Annotated in this window: 14 protein-coding genes; 6 read left to right on the top strand and 8 right to left on the bottom strand. The window is 62.9% G+C overall.

Features of this window, described 5'->3' with window-relative positions; genetic code table 11:
- Positions 1-6 precede the first annotated feature (6 nt).
- The 5 genes from AACH55_RS00115 to AACH55_RS00095 are packed head-to-tail and all read right to left on the bottom strand — an operon-like array spanning position 7 to position 8,310.
- Positions 7-1,062, bottom strand: a complete 1,056-nt coding sequence (locus tag AACH55_RS00115) for a T6SS immunity protein Tli4 family protein (protein ID WP_338717394.1) — start codon at positions 1,060-1,062, stop codon at positions 7-9.
- Positions 1,059-2,789 carry an alpha/beta hydrolase gene (locus AACH55_RS00110; protein WP_338717393.1) on the bottom strand — a complete coding sequence of 577 codons (1,731 nt, stop codon included), beginning with the start codon at positions 2,787-2,789 and terminating at the stop codon, positions 1,059-1,061. The genes AACH55_RS00115 and AACH55_RS00110 overlap by 4 nt, the downstream gene beginning before the upstream one ends.
- Positions 2,786-3,847, bottom strand: coding sequence for a T6SS immunity protein Tli4 family protein (locus tag AACH55_RS00105; protein WP_338717392.1), 1,062 nt, complete (start codon positions 3,845-3,847; stop codon positions 2,786-2,788). The genes AACH55_RS00110 and AACH55_RS00105 overlap by 4 nt, the downstream gene beginning before the upstream one ends.
- Positions 3,844-5,565, bottom strand: a complete 1,722-nt coding sequence (locus AACH55_RS00100) for an alpha/beta hydrolase (protein ID WP_338717391.1) — start codon at positions 5,563-5,565, stop codon at positions 3,844-3,846. Before AACH55_RS00100 ends, AACH55_RS00105 begins: the two co-directional genes overlap by 4 nt.
- 3 nt (positions 5,566-5,568) lie before the next feature.
- Positions 5,569-8,310 carry a type VI secretion system Vgr family protein gene (locus tag AACH55_RS00095; protein WP_338717390.1) on the bottom strand — a complete coding sequence of 914 codons (2,742 nt, stop codon included), beginning with the start codon at positions 8,308-8,310 and terminating at the stop codon, positions 5,569-5,571.
- A gap of 307 nt (positions 8,311-8,617) precedes the next feature.
- On the opposite strand from AACH55_RS00095, the gene AACH55_RS00090 reads away from it, so the two are divergent.
- Entirely contained in the window at positions 8,618-10,264 is a 1,647-nt protein-coding gene (locus AACH55_RS00090; protein ID WP_338717389.1) for an acyl-CoA synthetase, read from the top strand.
- Positions 10,265-10,285: 21 nt separating this feature from the next.
- On the opposite strand, the gene AACH55_RS00085 is transcribed toward AACH55_RS00090, so the two are convergent.
- Complete coding sequence (locus AACH55_RS00085; protein WP_338717387.1) at positions 10,286-11,566, bottom strand: DUF445 family protein; 1,281 nt, start codon at positions 11,564-11,566, stop codon at positions 10,286-10,288.
- Positions 11,567-11,825: 259 nt separating this feature from the next.
- On the opposite strand from AACH55_RS00085, the gene AACH55_RS00080 reads away from it, so the two are divergent.
- Positions 11,826-12,086 (top strand): helix-turn-helix transcriptional regulator, encoded by a 261-nt coding sequence (locus AACH55_RS00080; protein WP_338717386.1) that lies wholly within the window; start codon positions 11,826-11,828, stop codon positions 12,084-12,086.
- A 199-nt stretch (positions 12,087-12,285) separates the two neighbouring features.
- Here the strand turns inward: AACH55_RS00080 and AACH55_RS00075 are convergent, their stop codons facing one another.
- Together AACH55_RS00075 and AACH55_RS00070 are read right to left on the bottom strand one after the other, a co-directional pair.
- The gene (locus tag AACH55_RS00075; protein WP_338717384.1) at positions 12,286-13,701 is read right to left on the bottom strand and encodes a heavy metal sensor histidine kinase; all 1,416 of its coding nucleotides are present in this window, start codon (positions 13,699-13,701) and stop codon (positions 12,286-12,288) included.
- Positions 13,698-14,369: a heavy metal response regulator transcription factor gene (locus AACH55_RS00070; RefSeq protein ID WP_338717383.1), complete on the bottom strand. Its 672-nt coding sequence runs from the start codon at positions 14,367-14,369 to the stop codon at positions 13,698-13,700. Before AACH55_RS00070 ends, AACH55_RS00075 begins: the two co-directional genes overlap by 4 nt.
- Positions 14,370-14,590: 221 nt before the next feature.
- On the opposite strand from AACH55_RS00070, the gene AACH55_RS00065 reads away from it, so the two are divergent.
- The 4 genes from AACH55_RS00065 to AACH55_RS00050 all read left to right on the top strand — a co-directional run bounded on the left by AACH55_RS00065 (position 14,591) and on the right by AACH55_RS00050 (position 17,980).
- Positions 14,591-14,881: a DUF4148 domain-containing protein gene (locus AACH55_RS00065; RefSeq protein ID WP_338717382.1), complete on the top strand. Its 291-nt coding sequence runs from the start codon at positions 14,591-14,593 to the stop codon at positions 14,879-14,881.
- A gap of 115 nt (positions 14,882-14,996) precedes the next feature.
- On the top strand, positions 14,997-15,368 hold the full coding sequence (locus AACH55_RS00060) for a cobalt transporter (RefSeq protein ID WP_338717381.1): 372 nt from the start codon (positions 14,997-14,999) through the stop codon (positions 15,366-15,368).
- A 66-nt stretch (positions 15,369-15,434) separates the two neighbouring features.
- Positions 15,435-16,703, top strand: a complete 1,269-nt coding sequence (locus AACH55_RS00055; protein ID WP_338717380.1) for a TolC family protein — start codon at positions 15,435-15,437, stop codon at positions 16,701-16,703.
- An 8-nt stretch (positions 16,704-16,711) separates the two neighbouring features.
- Entirely contained in the window at positions 16,712-17,980 is a 1,269-nt protein-coding gene (locus AACH55_RS00050; protein ID WP_338717379.1) for an efflux RND transporter periplasmic adaptor subunit, read from the top strand.
- Positions 17,981-18,004 lie beyond the last annotated feature (24 nt).

The following is an 18,004-nucleotide window of genomic DNA, read 5'->3' as shown; positions in this document are numbered from 1 at the left end:
CGCTGGCTACGTCGGCGTAAGAGAGGCTGGCACAGCCCGGATCGGGCGCAGGCGGAAACTGTCCAGCACTTCGTCCCACAGCTTCATGGCTTGTTCATCGGTCAGCCTGGTTTGTTGCGGATTGCCGTTCTTGTCACGATGGCCGGTGGTCAATTCGATCTTCAGCGCGGGGGTATCGAGCGTGCCTTCTCCTTCGGTCTCCCAGATAAAGCTGTGGCCGCGCAGACCGCCGCTGTTGGGCGCACTCACCAAAAATTCCTGACCCTTGTAGGGGCCGACCTGGCGGTCGCCTCGACGTAACACGTGCACCGAGGTCGCCATGCGACCCAACATTTGCAGCACGTCACCCATGCGATCCAGCAGGGGACGGTCGTGCTTGCTCATTGCCAGTGGATAGAACCAGACAGAGACAAAGGCATCGGGGTGGCCGGCGATGTCGATGTCGATGCCGGCTTCTTCGTTTTCCCACTCTGGATTGGCGATGAAGCCGCCTTCGAAACAATATCCGGGCTCGGTGGGAATATCGTCTTCGGGTCGATAACGGAGGTTGAACAGCAGCTGTCGCATCGCATCCAGACCTTCCGAGTGGTGATCATCATCGACTTTCATCGAGAAGGAAAAACTGCGGCCCTCCGTCCAACGATAGCCAGTCATCGACATCACTACGGTGCTTGCATCATGGTTCCAGGAAACCAATATCGCACTATCGTGGTCCGGCCGGATTATGTCGATCAGCATTGGCGCACCGGAGTCATGCTGTGTAGTTCGCAGATACGTCGCTCTAGCCAGTACCTCCTTTTCAAAGTCATCCTTGCCCATCGTCTTCGGTGCTTCAATGCGGGCAAAAGCATATTGGTAGTTTCCCCCGCTTAGTTGGGAACCTGCCGGAAGATCGATCAGAAATCTGCCCGTACAAAATGTGCGGACCGGCGTTTCATTGTTTGTGTCCATATTTTTATTCATCATGTGCGAGCTGGCTCGGCCGGGTGACTGATCAAATGCCGTTGTCGCGCTCAGAAGCGTCGATACGAGGATCAAAACGATAAGTTTCTGGAGCTTCACGACTTGGCTGAAGAACGTGTAACCAGGTCGGACTCGGAGACCATCTTGACGATGCAATACAAGGTCACTGCCTGAGTGGTTGGGGAGTTATACGAATACTGATGGTCGTAGGAGTCGTGACCGCTGGACCGTCCACCATGCCTGAAGATTTGAACGACATGCTTTTTCGCACTTGCGGCCGATTCGGCCGGCACAGTGCCATCTCCATTCCCGCTACCACCTTGAATCAGAAAACGGTATCGTTTGTTACCATTGAAGAGCAATTCTATGGAACCGTTTAAATCATCTTCCGCAAGTAAAGCGTAGCGAGGATCGCCAGGCACGGGCGTCTGACATTTCCACTGCACCTCATTCCAAGTCAACCTTTCTGGATCGCTGGCGTAATATGCGTAGCTATTTGAGTGGTATCGATCTTTGATGATCGAATGAAGCTTCCGAGAGACGTCGAGATTGTCCTGGAATTTTTTAAAGTCGGAGGCCGGCTCTTTTGCCTTGTCTTTTCCCGCGCTTCGCAATTTCGCCCTGTCTTCTCTTCCAGCCGGATCGATCAAATCTTCGCGGATCAACTTCCACCAATCCGCAGTATTGTTCAGATAAATCTTCGCGTAAGGATCTCCCTCACCCAGGAAGCTTTCCATCTCCTCAGGCATCCCACGCTGTCCGATACCCACATAACTGACCCGCAGCCAATGCCGTTCTCCTTTATTGCTCCAGGTCTTGTATTGCGCCGTCGGCAGCAATTCCAGCGGGCCAGGTGCATTGGCCATCACCGCCGAACACTCGGCGCCATTGCGCCCCAGAATCACCTGCGCCGCGCCTTCAAACCCCGCCCGGATACGCTTGTAGGTCGCCGGGGCGCCGATGGCCGGCATCACACCATGCACCACACCCAGGATACGTTCGGCCATCTGCGGCAACTGCGCGCAAGCTCTCGCCACCAGGCCGCCCATGCTGTGCGTGACCAGAATCACCTGCTCGCAACTTTTCCCCTTGCTGCGGTAATACGCAGTGATCCGTTCGATCTGGTCAGCCAGCCGCTGTGCCGACACCTTGTTGCTCTGCAGCCAGTTATAGCCCACCGCATGCACCGGATAGAGCAGTTCGGCAGCGTCCTGCAACTGCTTCTCCTGCAGTGGTGTGAACGGCTTCTGCGCGCCTAGCCTGGTCGCATCCTGGCGCGCCATCACCAGTTCCTGCCAATGTGAAGTGAGTTTCTTGCCCTGGCTGGCCGGATCGAAGATCAGCGCCATGCTCGTCTCCAGCAGTGAAAGAATCGGCAAATAACTGTCCGCATGAAGCTGCCCCCAGCCACGCCACTTGATGCGCTCGGCATCAGTCTTGCCAGGGGCGAAAGCCAGCAGCGTCTTGCTGATGTCGTCAGGATAGGCCGGCCCGTCTTGATCCACCTCGGTGGTATCGGGGTTGAGCAAGCGCTGGCGGTCTGCAGCAGTGCGGCAAAAGTGCTTGAGCAGCAGCACGACGGCTTCCCATTTGGCCTCGGGCGGGAACCATGCCGGACCCTTGTCACGCCCGATGACCTTGAGCCTGGTCCCCATGATGCCCGGTACGAACAGGATCGGGACCACCACATCCGGTGTGGTCAGGCACAAAGCGCGCACCTTCATGCGCTTGCCAGTCAGCACCGATTGCGCCACATCATTGCCCTCTTCATCCCAGGCTGTGCCGACCAGGCGGGTCGGTTCGATGCCGGCTGTCGAACGCGTCATGGTCGCGTCTCCTGCGCACTGACGACGGGACGCAGGCGGAAACTGTCCAACACGTCGTCCCACAGCTTCATGGCCTGGGCGTCGGTCATCCTGGTTTGTTGAGGATTGCTGTTTTCGTCGTGATGGCCGGTGGTCAATTCGATCTTGAGCGCGGGGGTATCGAGCGTGCCTTCTCCTTCGGTCTCCCAGATAAAGCTGTGACCGCGCAGACCGCCGCTGTTGGGCGCACTCACCAAAAATTCCTGGCCCTTGTAGGGGCCGACCTGGCGGTCGCCTCGTCGTAGCACGTGCACTGAGGTCGCCATACGACCCAACATTTGCAGCACGTCACCCATGCGATCCAGCAGGGGACGGTCGTGCTTGCTCATTGCCAGTGGATAGAACCAGACAGAGACAAAGGCATCGGGGTGGCCGGCGATGTCGATGTCGATGCCGGCTTCTTCGTTTTCCCACTCTGGATTGGCGATGAAGCCGCCTTCGAAACAATATCCGGGCTCGGTGGGGATATCGTCATCTTGACGGGTTCTCAGGTTGGCGAGCGTCTCTCGCATTCGGGCAACGGCGTAGTCTTGGCGACTGCTGATCCCGGGGGGTGGCGCACTCATTCCGGCCTGGGTCTTCAGTAAAAACTGGACACCGTTCGTCCAGAGATAGCCATCAACCTCGGCAACGGCAGTGATATGGGCGCTCTGCCAGTAGACATATATTCTGGAATAGGTGTCCGGTATTTCCACCAGACGTAGAAGGCTCGGTTCGCTCTTGTGTTTTTCCTCTCTGAGAAAGCGCTCCCTTTCGGCATGACGGGCGGAAAATGCCTCGACCTCCATGGCCTGCGGTCGCTCTATCCGCGTGAAGTCGTAGAGATAATTTCCGCCACTCAGCGTTGAGCCTTGGGGAACATCAATCAGAAAACGCCCAACACAAAAGGTCGTCACGGGGCCAAGTGATTTGTTCATGCTTGCAGATCCAGAATAAATTGACAGGTCTCCAGACAGCGCAAAGGTACACAACACCATGGAGAGGCCATTGATGAAAGACAGGCTGTTGAAATTCATCATTTCTTGAATTCCCTTCGCACCCATGCCGATTCGCTGACGATGCTCACGATGGAATACAGCGTCGCTGCCTGCGCGATCCTGCTGTTGTAGGAATACTGATGGTCGTAACTGTCATGCCCTTTCGCGTTTCCTTCGTGCTTGAACATCTGCAGGACATGAGGAGTAGGCGCCGCACCCGATTCGACCGGTACGGTACCGTCACCTGGTCCTGTCGGTTCCTGCAAGACAAAACGGCGTGCACTCCCTTTCCTGAACGCCAGGAAAATCTCGCGATTCAGGTTGTCATCCCTGAGCATCGCCGTTTTAATATCGTCCGGAACAGAAACTGGACACTTCCATTGCACTTCATTCCAAGAAGGTCGTTGAGGATCCGCCGCATAGTAGGCGTAGGTTCTTGCGTGGTACTTTTGGTGGATGAGTTCGTGCAACTCACGGGCCTTCTGCAAGTTCAAAGCAAACCTGTCGAAGTCTGGCTTGCGGAGATCGTTATCAGGGATGCCCGTTCCTCTTGCTTTGCTCGCCGCCTTTTCTTCCCGCCCTGCCGGATCAATCAGATCCTCCCGAATCAACTTCCACCAATCCGGCGAGTTGTTCAGATAAATCTTCGCGTAAGGATCCCCCTCACCCAGGAAGCTTTCCATCTCCTCAGGCATCCCACGCTGTCCGATACCCACATAACTGACCCGCAGCCAATGCCGTTCTCCTTTATTGCTCCAGGTCTTGTATTGCGCCGTCGGCAGCAATTCCAGCGGGCCAGCTGCATTGGCCATCACCGCCGAACACTCGGCGCCATTGCGCCCCAGAATCACCTGCGCTGCGCCTTCAAACCCCGCCCGGATACGCTTGTAGGTCGCCGGTGCGCCGATGGCCGGCATCACACCATGCACCACACCCAGGATACGTTCGGCCATCTGCGGCAACTGCGCGCAAGCTCTCGCCACCAGGCCGCCCATGCTGTGCGTGACCAGAATCACCTGCTCGCAACTTTTCCCCTTGCTGCGGTAATACGCAGTGATCCGTTCGATCTGGTCAGCCAGCCGCTGTGCCGACACCTTGTTGCTCTGCAGCCAGTTATAGCCCACCGCATGCACCGGATAGAGCAGTTCGGCAGCGTCCTGCAACTGCTTCTCCTGCAGTGGTGTGAACGGCTTCTGCGCGCCTAGCCTGGTCGCATCCTGGCGCGCCATCACCAGTTCCTGCCAATGTGAAGTGAGTTTCTTGCCCTGGCTGGCCGGATCGAAGATCAACGCCATGCTCGTCTCCAGCAGTGAAAGAATCGGCAAATAACTGTCCGCGTGCAGTTGCCCCCAGCCACGCCACTTGATGCGCTCGGCATCGGTCTTGCCAGGGGCGAAGGCCAGCAGCGTCTTGCTGATGTCGTCAGGATAGGCGGGCCCGTCTTGATCCACCTCGGTGGTATCGGGGTTGAGCAAGCGCTGGCGGTCTGCAGCAGTGCGGCAAAAGTGCTTGAGCAGCAGCACGACGGCTTCCCATTTGGCCTCGGGCGGGAACCATGCCGGACCCTTGTCACGCCCGATGACCTTGAGCCTGGTCCCCATGATGCCCGGTACGAACAGGATCGGAATCACCACATCCGGTGTAGTCAGGCACAAGGCCCTGACCTTCATGCGCTTGCCGGTCAGCACCGATTGCGCCACATCATTGCCCTCTTCATCCCAGGCTGTGCCGACCAGGCGGGTCGGTTCGGATCCACTCATCGTCTACTCCTTCACAATGCGCAGCCGCGCGATGCGCATGGCCATGTCCTGGCTCAGTGCAGTTCGGCCCTGTTCGTCAGTGACACCTTCGATGACGCTGCCGTCATCGAGCTCGATGCGATAGCGCTGCCGCACGTGAGGCCGGCCACTGCCGCGTCGGGCCAGGATGAAGCGCTCGTCGGTACGCATCGCACTGGGCGGCAACGCTACGCCGGGAGGCTCACCGTGGGCAGCGCTCACGTGATGGAAATTGGCCGAGCGGATCGTGTGGTCGCCGCTGCTCTGCTGGGTGATCGCATCACCCCCCAGGTCGATCTGCGCACCCTGTGCCAGCAGACGCAGCCGGGGTGCCTGCAGCACGATTTCATCAGCGGCGGTCAATACGATGCGGCGGGCTGAGGTCGCTTCGATATCGCCGCCATGCGTCTGCAATTGCAGCTTGCCGTTGGCGGCAATCAGTTGGATGCCCAGGCGCTGGGCGAACAGGCAGATACTCTCCGCCACGCGCGCCAGCAGCTTCTTGCCGACAGAGAGTTGCGTGTTGCCCGCGCTGATGAGATCGACTTCCTTCTGTGCGCCGATGACCACACCTTCCTCGCTGGTGACGGCCACGCCGGCCGGTGCAGTCACGGCGACCACTGGCTCGCCGCCGCCATCGTTGTCGGTCTGCGTATTGCTGCCGGCCTCCCACGCATCGAGCTGCTGGCGCAAACGGCGGAAGGTCTGCACCTGCGTGTCATCGGCATGATGGGTCTGGGCCAGGTCAGCCAATTGCTGCTGCACCTCTTGCAGCACGCTCATCAGGCCCAGCATCTCGGCGCGATCCAGCTGCGTGCCGCTGGCCCCCTTGCGCGCAGCGGCGCTGATCAACACCCCCTGGCCGCCCCGCAGCGCCAGGGCCCGGTCGGTACGCAGCTCGGCGCCTTCGCCACGGGCGTTGCTCTGACCCTCGGTGCGGGGATGGGTGAGCCAGCCCAGGTTCAGTTCGCTCTGTCCATGCTGGGAGGCGAGCTGGGCGCTGATCTGGCGCGGCGTGTCGTCCAGGCGCAGCTGGTTGTAGCGCTGGCCCTGGATTTCCTTGCTTCTGATGCCGGCCAGGAAACGGTTGTCCGGCAGGCTGCCGACGCCGCTGAAGGCCGGGGGCAGGGACTGGCCGTTAAAGACCCGGCCGATCACGATGGGCTTGTCGGGGTCGCCGCCAAGAAAGTCGACCAGCACTTCATCGCCCACGCGCGGCAAGCTGATCGCGCCCCATTGTCGGCCCGCCCAATGACTGGCCACACGCACCCAGGCAGAATCCCGCTCGCTGTCGCTGGCGCCGGCGCCACCGGCATGCTGATGGTCCTGCATGCGGGTGGCGTGAAAACGCAGCCTGATGCGGCCCAGCGCATCGCAGTACAGCTCTTCACCAGGCGGTCCCACCACGTGGGCATTCTGTAGCTGCGGTTCGGGCAGATCCACGCGTGGATCAAAAGGCGGAACCAGCGGCATGCCACGGCGCACGCAGACGAAGCGGTTCAGATAGCGCCGGCCCTGCGCGCGGCAACGCTGGCGCAATGGGGTCAGGTCCTCGAAGGCGCTTTCGGGATGCAATGCGGCTTGCTGCAGGCGCTGGTCCAGGGATGCCGGAAGATTGTTCTCGGCGTAGACCTCCAGCCGGGTGAGGACGAATTCGCGTTCGTGTGGCCGATGCCGGTCCAGTTCAGGATGTCCCTCCACGCTGATCCACTCGCCCACACGCAGCGCACGCACGGTGGAGTCGGCCCGGAACTCCGTGGTCTCCTGCGCCAGCCGCTGCATGCGGGCCTCACAAATCCGGTCAAGATCTTCACGATCCTCGGCGATGTGCGGTGCTTCGATCAGGTAGTCGTCCAGCAGACGGGCGAAGCGGTCACCCAGTTCTCCCTGCTCTGTCGTGATGTTCACCTGACTGCGCATGGGCCCATCCTGCACATGGTCCCAGGCATGGCGGCTGACGCTGCCTGCACGCAGGCGGCGCGTGGCCTGCCAGCGCAGGAGGCCGTCCTGCTCGCCGGGCGCGTGATCCTGTCGGCAGGCAAGGGTGCCCGCTGCATTGCGCGGCAGCTGCATCGCATCGTTGAACAGCACCAGGGTATGGCGCGGACTGACTGCCTGACCCGGCAAGGGTGGCTCACCGGGCCGGATGAACCAGCCGATGCCGCGCCGCTTCCACAGGCGACGCAGGAAAGCGGCATCGGATTCGTTGTGCTGCATGATGAATTCGCGCAGCGGATAAGGCTCTGCCAGCAGCGACCAGTCCACCTCGAAACTGCCGGCCATGAGCGTACTGCGTTGGCGCCATTCGCTGATCAGGACCTGGGTGACGTCTACCTCGCTGGCCCGCAGGAAGACCCGGGTATTGGTGCGCTGGCCCAGCAGGCTCAGGGCATCGCGCAGCACCAGGCGGTAGCTGCTCAACTCGCTGTCCAGCTGGCCCGCATGGGCTTCGGCGATGAAGCCGCATATCGTGCGCAGTTCTCCCTGGTCCGTCACCAGCTGGATTTGCGCCGGCACCGCCATGCACTCCTCAAGCGCCAGGTCCGCGTGCGGCGACAGGCACAGCAGCTCATATTCCATCTCGCCGCAGAGCGCTTCGCGGCCCGTCACGTGCATGACCAGCAGCGCATCCTGCAAGGTCTGGTGCGATGGCGGCAGTCGCAACCGGATGGCGCGGGCCTGATGGGTCCAGAAGATGAATGCTTCGGAAATGGTCCGGTAGAGCATGCGGGGATCCTTGCAGGAAATCCGTCTCCGACCGCGCAGGAGGAGCAAGGCGAAGGGGGCGCGGTGAACGGGCAATGACGATGGGAGCGGCCATGCTAGAGGACGCGGGCGCGCCCTTGCGCAAAGCGCCTGAGGTTGACGAGCAAAATCGTCAGAGTTCGACGGCGTGCATTGCGCCGCTCACATCGTGTTGTGCCATGCCGATCGCCAGCGGGGGCGCTATGATAGGCGCCATGCCCACTTCCGGCGAACACGGAGCCGCGCCCCATGCAGGCAGGCCCATCGGACATCCCATAGGAGACAAGACATGCCCCCCGACATTGCGCCACGCCCCGCCATCACTGCCGCGCACTACCGTGCCGACGCCCCATCCCCCTACCACTGGCAGATCCCCGAGTACTTCAACATCGGCCTGGCCGCCTGCGACCGCTGGGCCGATGGCAGCGGGCGGCCCGCCATCATTGCGGAGGACGGCGATGGCAGCGTCACCACCTGGAGCTTCGATCAGATCAAGGTCTTGAGCGATCAGTTTGCCAACGTGCTCGCAGAGGCCGGCATCGGGCGTGGCGACCGCATCGGCATCTACCTGTCGCAACGCATCGAGACGGTCATCACCCACATCGCCGCCTACAAGCTGGGCGCGGTGACGGTGCCCCTGTTCTACCTGTTCGGGCCGGAAGCCATCGCCTACCGGCTCGACAACAGCCAAGCCGCCGCCCTGGTGACCGATGCGGCGGGCATGGACAAGCTGCATCTGGCCGGGGCATTACCGGCGCTGAAGGTGGTGTTCAACGTGGAGCCGACCGACATCGTGCTGCCCCAGACCACCGACTTCTGGGATCGCCTGCGCGCCGCTTCGCCAGTCTTTGAGCCGGTGGCCACGCGCGCTGACGATGCGGCCCTGATCATCTATACCTCGGGCACCACCGGCAAGGCCAAGGGCGCGCTGCATGCGCACCGCGTGCTGCTGGGCCACCTGCCCGGCGTGGAAGTCTCGCACGACGGTTTTCCGCAAGCCGGTGACCGCTTCTGGACGCCCGCCGACTGGGCCTGGATCGGCGGCCTGCTCGATGTGCTGCTGCCCTCGCTTTATCACGGCGTGGCGGTGGTGGCGCGGCGACTGGAGAAATTCGATGCACCCGCGGTGTTCGGCCTGCTGGCCCGGCATGGCATCCGCAACGTGTTCTTCCCGCCGACGGCCCTGAAGATGCTGCGCGGCACGCCCGATCCGCGCGCGCAATGGGACTTCGCGCTGCGCAGCGTGGCCAGCGGCGGCGAGACGCTGGGCGACGATCTGATCGCCTGGGGCCGTTCGGCCCTGGGCGTGACCATCAACGAGTTCTACGGCCAGACCGAATGCAACCTGGTGGTGTCTTCCTCGTCGCAGCTCTATCCGGGTGCCTCCGGCAGCATGGGGCGGGCGGTGCCGGGGCATGACGTGCAGATCGTGGATGAAGAGGGCGGGATCCTGCCGCGCGGCGAGGTGGGCAACATCGCCATCCGTGCGCCGGATCCGGTGATGTTCCTGCGCTACTGGCGCAATGAGGAAGCCACGCGCGAGAAGTTCGCGGGCGACTTCCTGCTTACGGGTGATCTGGGCAACATGGATGAGGCCGGCTACATCCGCTACCTGGGCCGCAATGATGACGTCATCACCAGCGCCGGCTATCGCATCGGCCCGGCGCCCATCGAGGAATGCCTCATGCGCCATCCGGCGGTGCGCATCGCGGCCGTCGTCGGCATCAAGGATGCGCTGCGTACCGAGGTGGTGAAGGCTTTTGTGGTCCTCAAGGAGGGACACGCCCCGGATGCCGCGCTGGTGGCGGCCCTGCAGCAGCACGTGCGCGCGCAGCTGGCGGCGCATGAATATCCGCGCGAAATTGCGTTCGTCGATGCGCTGCCTACCACGGCCACCGGCAAGATCATGCGCAAGGCGCTCAAGGAGAGCGCTTAGCAGTCTCCTGACATCGATGCCTCAAGAAGGCCCGTGCATCAGCCATTGCATCAGCCACGACAGCCCGAACAGCAGCGCCCCGATCAGGCCGCCGACCAGGGTGCCGTTGATGCGGATGTACTGCAGGTCGCGGCCGATGTTGAGCTCGATCTGCCGCGACAGCTCGGCCGTGTCCCACTGCTTGATGGTGTCGCTGATGTGGCGCGTGAGCAGTTGCGCCACGTCCGGGCTGAGGCTGGCGATGGCCTGTTCCAGATGGGTGTTCAGCGAAGCGCGCAGCCCGGCATCCTCCTGCAGGGCGCGGCCTATCCACTGCGTGGCGGCGCTGGCCTGCGCGTGCAGGGCCGAATCGGGCCGCGCCAGGTCTTGCCGCAGCCATAGACGCAGGCTGTCCCAGAGGCTGCCCACGTAGGCGTTGACGGCCTCGCCCTGCAAGACCTCGCGCTTGATCTCTTCGGCGCGTTCCCGCAGTGCCGGATCTTCCTTGAGCCGCGCCACGAAACCTGCCAGCTGGTGGTCGAAGGCCTGGCGCAGCGAGTGCTGTGGATCGGCGGCGATGCCGGTGAGGAGCTTGTCGAGGATATCGGCCAGGGTCTCGGCGGACTTCTCGCCGATCCAGTTCGAGGGCAGCAATTTTTCGATCTTGGGATATTCGCGCTGCAGCCATTCCACCATCCGCCCGGCGATGAAGGCGCGCGTCTGCTCGCGGTTGAGCAGCTCGGCCAGCGCCACGATGGCACGGTCCAGCAATTGCTGGTGGCGGCCATCCAGGGTCAGGGTATCGAGGATGCTGGCCAGCGAGCGCGACAGGTCCAGCTTGCCCAGCGCCGTCTGCAAGGCCTCGCGCACGAAAGCCTGGATGCGGCGGTCGTCGGTGAGCGTGAGCACGCCGGCCACGGCCTGCGCCATATAGCCGCCCAGGCGCGCGGCGTTCGCGGGGGCGGCCATCCAGGCCGCGAGCCGCTGCGCCGGATCATGGCGGCGCACCAGGCCGGTGAGGGATTGTGGACTGAGGAATTTTTCTTCCACGAAGACGGCCAGGTTGTCGGCAATGCGTTCCTTGTTGCGCGGGATGATGGCCGTGTGGCGTGCCAGCAGCGGCAAGGGAATGCGGCGAAACAGCGCGGTCACCGCAAACCAGTCGGCCAGCGCGCCGACCATGGCGGCCTCGGCCACGGCGCGCAGCAGCGCGGCCCCGATCGAGGGCGGTGCGAGCGAGGCCGCCACGAACAGCACCGCCGATCCCAACAGGCAGACAAGGGCCAGACGCTTGGCACGACGCAAAGCAAATGATTTATCCATGGCAGCTGATGAGAAGTGAGCGGACGCCGCACTCGCGGCATGAGACGAGGAGTGTAAACCAGGGGCAAAGTTCTGAAATTATTCGAAAGCTCACTAGAAGATTTTCGAAAAATACACGCTCAAATTACGGCGGGAATCTCGATAAATTTCGATTATTCAACAAGAGATTCGCGGGTATAAGTGGATTGTCACCGATAGTTTGTGCCTTTGTAATTGTAGCTAATCGACCGTCACCCCTAGCCGCCCGATCCTTGCGCTCATGAAAAATTCAGAGACTCCACCGAGCGCCCGCGTCATCTTCGGACAGAACGTCCGCAGGGTACGCCGGCTGAAAGAGATGTCACAAGAAGAACTGGCCTTCCGTGCTGACATCAGTCGCACCTACCTGAGCGAAGTCGAACGCGGGGAAAGGAATATTTCCGTCGACAACATGGAGGCCCTGGCCTGCGCGCTGGAGATGGAATTGCCCGACCTGATGCGCGTGAGGCTGTTGTCCTTGCCCAGCGAGGATTCGCGCTGAGCAAACATGATTGCTCCTGAAGGCGCATGGTGCGCCTTCCCGCTTCCCACCATTTTGCTGCGCGTTTTTTTAAGTTTTACTGCCGATATTTTTTACGCTTTTCGATACACCTTCGGCCTGCATCATTCCTTTCCCAATCCCCTGACGCCACTCACGCTCCCACGCCAGCGTCAGGTTTCAGCCCGTCGCACGACTTCGCTCATCCCTTGCCCGGCAAGCTCACTGGTGCCTGCGGGAAACGCAGGGTGAATACCGTGCGCTTTCCGGGTTCACTCCACGCGCTGGCCTGTCCGCCATGCAGAGACATGATGGTACGCACGATGGCCAGGCCCAGGCCGCTGGAACCGCTGGCGCTGCTGCGCGCCGGATCGGCGCGGTAGAAGCGGTCGAAGATGCGCTCGATCTCGGCCGGCGCGATGCCCGGCCCGGGATTGGCGACCTCGATCAACATCGCCTCTGCCAGCGCCGTGGCCTGCAGGCTGATGACGCCCTGCGCCGGGGTATAGCGGATCGCATTGGCCACCAGGTTACCCACCGCGCGGCGCAGCAGGTTGGGATCGGCGTACAGGGTGCCGCTGCCGGCCACCGCAATGCGCACCTGTGCCTCCTCGGCAATGCCTTCGAAATACTCGGCGATGCGATTGAGTTCCTCGCTCACATCCAGCGCCTGGATCTGCAGCACCACGTGGGCATTATCGGCACGGGCCAGGAACAGCATGCTCTCCATCATGCGCGAGAGCCGTTCGTATTCCTCGATGTTGGAACTGAGCAGGGCCTGGTATTCGTCCAGGCTGCGCGGTTTGCCCAGCGCCACCTGGGTCTGCACCATGAGGTTGTTGAGGGGCGTACGCACGTCATGCGCCAGATCGGCTGAGAACTGGCTCAGTTGCTGGAAGCTGCGATGCAGGCGGTCCAGCATGTCGTTGAAGGATTGCACGATCTCGTGCAGTTCACGCGGGGCCGCTTGCAGGTCGAGCCGGGTATCGAGCCTGTTGGCCGAGATCGCGCGCGTCTGCACCGCCATCATGCGCAGGGGACGCAAACCGCTGCGCACCAGGAAATAACTCAGCAGCGTGGCCAGCACGGTCCCGATCGCTGTTGCCCACCACAGGTCGGCACGATAGTCGGCCAGCAGCAGCATGCGGTCCGAGGCGGTACGTACCACCAGCACGATGGCTTTTTCCCCCGAGCGCGTGGCTGGCATGCTCGCGATGTAGCGCGCACGCAGTTCGCCCATGCGCAGCGTTTCGATGCGATCCCAGCCGGCGATCCTGACGGTGGACAGATCGATGCCCGGTGCGGTGCGCGTGGGATCGTGGCTTTCCAGGAGGGTGCTGCCATCGGCGCGGGCGATGCGCACCAGCAGTTGATCGTGGCCGGAGAGGGTGTCCAGCACCAGATGACGGCGCGCCAGGATGTCCTCCAATGAGGCCGCATGCTCGACCAGATGATTGATGGAACGGCACTTGCCGGCCAGCTCCTCGTCATCGCGACGCTCCAGCTGCATGTGCAGCGAATGCGAAAGATAGCTGCCCACCGCCGTGAAGAGCACCAGCGCCAGCAGGCCAAACAGCACCACCAGGCGCAGGCTCATCGAGGCGGTGTTGCGGCTCACGCACGCACCTCGAACACATAGCCCATGCCCCACACCGTGTGCAGCAGTTTGCGGTCGAAGCCTTCATCCAGTTTGGCCCGCAGGCGGCGTACGGCCACGTCGACCACGTTGGTATCGCTGTCGAAATTCATATCCCATACCTGGGACGCGATCTGCGGCCGCGACAGCACTTCGCCAGGGCGGCGGATCAGCATGTGCAGGAGCGCAAATTCCTTGGCGGTCAGGTCGATGCGCTGCCCGGCGCGGCTGACCTTGCGGCGGATGACGTCGACCACCACATCCTCATATTCGATCAGGTCCGCCTCGCGGCTCGGGCCGCGCCGCAGCAGGGTGCGCACGCGCGCCAGCAGTTCGGTGAAGGCGAAGGGCTTGACCAGGTAATCATCGGCGCCCAGCTCCAGGCCCTTGACGCGATCCTCCACCTCGTCGCGCGCGGTCAGGAACAGCACCGGCGTGTCATGCGTGCGGCGCAGTTCGCGCAGGATGTCCCAGCCATTCATGCCGGGCAGCATCACGTCCAGGATGATCAGCTTGTAATCCAGCGTGCGCGCGTTGTGCAGGCCATCTACGCCGGTCTGCACCCAGTCCACCACGAAGCCGGACTCGGTAAGGCCACGGCGCAGGTATTCGCCCGATTTGGGTTCGTCCTCTACCAACAAGATGTGCATGATCGGAATTCCTGACGGATAAGCCGATATTGTGAACGAGCCGGATGCGGCATTCATTACAAATCTGTAATGACTGGGCAATCTTTCTGTGCGGACCGGCTCCCTAGAATCCAGTCCAACGAGTCGCCAACACCGCACGGCGACCGCGCCACCGCCTGGCCTCGCACCTTGCGTGCAGAACCAGCGGTCTTGTGAAACAGCCATTTCAAAGGAGTCTCATCATGAAAACCTCGCACCTCATCCTCGGCACCCTGGCCACCGTTTTTTCCCTGTCCGCCTTCGCCCAGTCCACCGTGACCACCGAGGCCGCACGCGACCAGGCCAACCTGAACATCGGTGAAAACTATCCGGTGGTGCAGTACCAGGGCAGCAAGACCCGCGCCGACGTGCTCGCCGAACTGCAAGCCGCGCGCCTGGGTGAGCCGATGCAAAATACCGGCGCCAAGCCTTCGGTCGCCGACAGCAACACCCAGGGTCAGGCCTTGGATTCGTCGCTCTACAACGGCGCATGATCGCCGCGTTCGGCTGCCGCCACGCGGGCGGCAGCGATACGCCACGGCTACCCGCCTTGTGCCGGTAGCCGTTGTCATGAACATCTAACATTTCGCTCCCCCCCCTTTTTACTCCATGCGCGTACTGGTTCTTTTCCTGGCCTTGTTGTTGCCGCTGCAGCTCTCCTGGGCAGCCGTGGCCAGCTATTGCCAGCCGCAAAAGGAAAGCGCCAGCCATCCCGGCCACCCTGGTCACCATACGCACGCCGCGCCAGCCTCCGCACAGCTCGATGCCGGCGACAGCGGCAACGATGACACCAGCAAGGGCGACAAGGATTTCGCCTGCGGCCTCTGCCACCTCTCCAGCCTGAAATCCGTGCAATGGAACCGTCCCGACATGGCTGAACGAACCGGCACATGCCGTGACGTTTTCTGCACCATCGCCCCCGCACCCGACTCCCACATCGCCGACGGGCCGGACAAGCCCAACTGGCTGCTCGCCGCCTGAGTCGGCGAGAACGCTTCCCCTCTTTCTGCTCTCGCCGGATTCCCCTCATTCAACCTGGAGAATTCGATGTACCGGCACAGCTCTTTGCTGGCGCTCGTCCTGCTTGCGCCCGCATTCGCCGTGGCGCAGGCCACGGCGCCCATCCCATCCGTCACGCCAGCCTCATCGGCAGCGCAAGGCGATGTCCTCACCCTGTCGGCCGCGCAGGAACTGGCGGCCACGCGCAGCAGGTCGCTCTCGGCCGCCCGCCTTGAAATCGAAGCGGTCGAAGGCAGCCTGATGCAGGCCGGTGCGCGCCCCAATCCGGAGTTTTCCGCATTGATGGAAGACACCCGCAAGGCCACGCGCACCACCACCTACCAGATCAACCAGCCCATCGAACTGGGCGGCAAGCGCAGCGCGCGCATACAGGCCGCGCAGCGTCAGCTCGACATGGCCCGGCTGGATTACGCCACGCAGCAATATGCCCTGCGCACGCGCGTCGCGGCGGCCTATCACGATGCGCTGCTGGCCGGCGAACGCCAGCACCTGGCCACCGAGCTGGTCGGTCTGGCGCAGACCGCCGCCGACATGAGCGCCCGCCGCGTGCAGGCCGGCAAGGTCTCGCCGTTGGAGCAGACCCGGGCGCAACTGGCCTTGTCCAGCGCCCGGCTCGATGCCCAGCAGGCCGGCAGCGAAGCGCTGCTGGCCCGGCGCCATCTCGCCAGTCTGTGGGGCAGTCAGGAGTCGGACTTCACGCTGGCCGCAGAGGGCGCAGACAAGCTGCCGCCACTGCCCGCCATCGCCGATCTCACCGCCCGCGTGGCCGAAGGACCGGCGGCGCAACTGGCCCGGCTGGAAGTCGAGCGCCGTCGCGCACTGGCGCGCATCGAGAGCAGCAAGCGCGTGCCGGACCTCACGCTCTCATTTGGTAACAAACGTGACCAAGAGGCGGCGCGCAACATGTGGGTGGTCGGTGTGTCGATACCGATCCCGGTGTTCGACAGCAATCGCGGCAACGAGCTGGAAGCCATCAAACGCACTGACAAGGCGCGCGATGAACTGGCGCTGACGCAACTGCAGATGCAGGGCGAAGCCGCACAAGCCTATGAGCGCCTGCGCAATGCACGCGCCGAGGCAGAGGCCCTGCAAGGCGACCTGCTGCCCGGCGCGCAGAGCGCCTATGACGCCGCGCGCACCGGCTTTGCGCTGGGCAAGTTCGGCTTTCTCGACGTGCTCGATGCGCAGCGCACCTACTTCCAGTCGCGCACGCAGTACTGGAAAGCACTCTCCACCGCCTGGCAGGCCGCCGCCGAACTGGACCGCCTGACTGGCCACACTGCCCGACAACCATGAGAACCCCCATGACCCGCAAACAGACATTCGCCATCGCGGCGATCATCGCCATCGCAGCGCTGCTGTCCGGATGGACCCTGATGAAGGGCAACGGCAGCGCCACCGCAGCAGCCACGCATCAGGAAGAGAGCGGCCACGACAAGGAAGCCAGGGACGACCACGGCAACCATGACGACGGCGACCAGAAAAAAGCAGAACACGCCGAAGACGAATCAACGCATCGCGATGAAGAAGGCCGCATCGCCCTGAGCCAGGAGCAGATCAGCGCCGCCGGCATCGTCTTGCAGAAGGCCGGCCCGGCCCGCATGGAAACCGGACTGCAATTGCCCGGTGAAATCCGCTTCAACGAAGACCGCACCGCGCACGTGGTACCGCAGGTGGCCGGCATCGTGGAATCGGTCTCGGCCAGGCTCGGACAGAAGGTGCGCAAGGGCCAGGTGCTGGCCGTCATCAGCAGCAGCGCGGTGTCGGAACAACGGGCCGAACTGCTCAATGCCGAACAGCGGCTGGCGCTGGCCCGCAGTACGTGGCAGCGCGAGAAGCAGCTGTGGGAACAGAAGATTTCAGCAGAGCAGGATTACCAGCAGGCACAGGTCGCCCTGCAGGAAGCCGAAGTCGCCGCGCGCAACGCGCGCCAGAAACTGCGCGCCATCGGCGCCACCGCGACAGTCGACAGTAGCGGCGATAGCGGCAGCCTGAACCGTTACGAAATCCGCGCGCCCTTCGACGGCACCGTGGTGGAAAAACACCTGAGCCTGGGCGAGGCCGTGCGCGAGGATGCCAATGCCTTCCTCATCGCCGATCTCTCCACCGTGTGGGCCGAGATCATCGTCTCCCCCAAGGACTTGCAGACGCTGCGCGTGGGCAGGCGCGCGGTGGTGCGCGCCACGGCCTTCGAGGCATCGGCCACCGGCAAGGTGTCCTTCATCGGCGCACTGATCGGCGAGCAGACCCGCACGGCGCGCGCCCACGTGGTGCTGCCCAATCCGGAAGAACGCTGGCGCCCCGGCCTGTTCGTCTCGGTGGATGTCATGAACGACACGCGCGAGGTGCCGGTGGCCGTGCAGGCCGAGGCGGTGCAGACGGTGGAGGACAAGCCGGTGGTCTTCGTGCGCGTGGACGATGGCTTCAGGGCGCAGCCGGTGCGCCTGGGGCAGAGCGACGGCAAGAGCGTGGAAATCCTCTCCGGCCTGCAGCCGGGCCAGCAATACGCATCGACCGGCAGCTTCGCCATCAAGGCCGAGCTGGGCAAGGGTGCGGCCGAGCACAGCCACTGATGCGTCCGTCGGCTGACGCACGCT

The organism is Herbaspirillum sp. DW155 (assembly GCF_037076565.1).
Lineage (GTDB): Bacteria > Pseudomonadota > Gammaproteobacteria > Burkholderiales > Burkholderiaceae_D > Herbaspirillum.
Note: the sequence above shows the minus strand (reverse complement) of the source record. Positions and strands in the feature narration are given on the sequence as shown.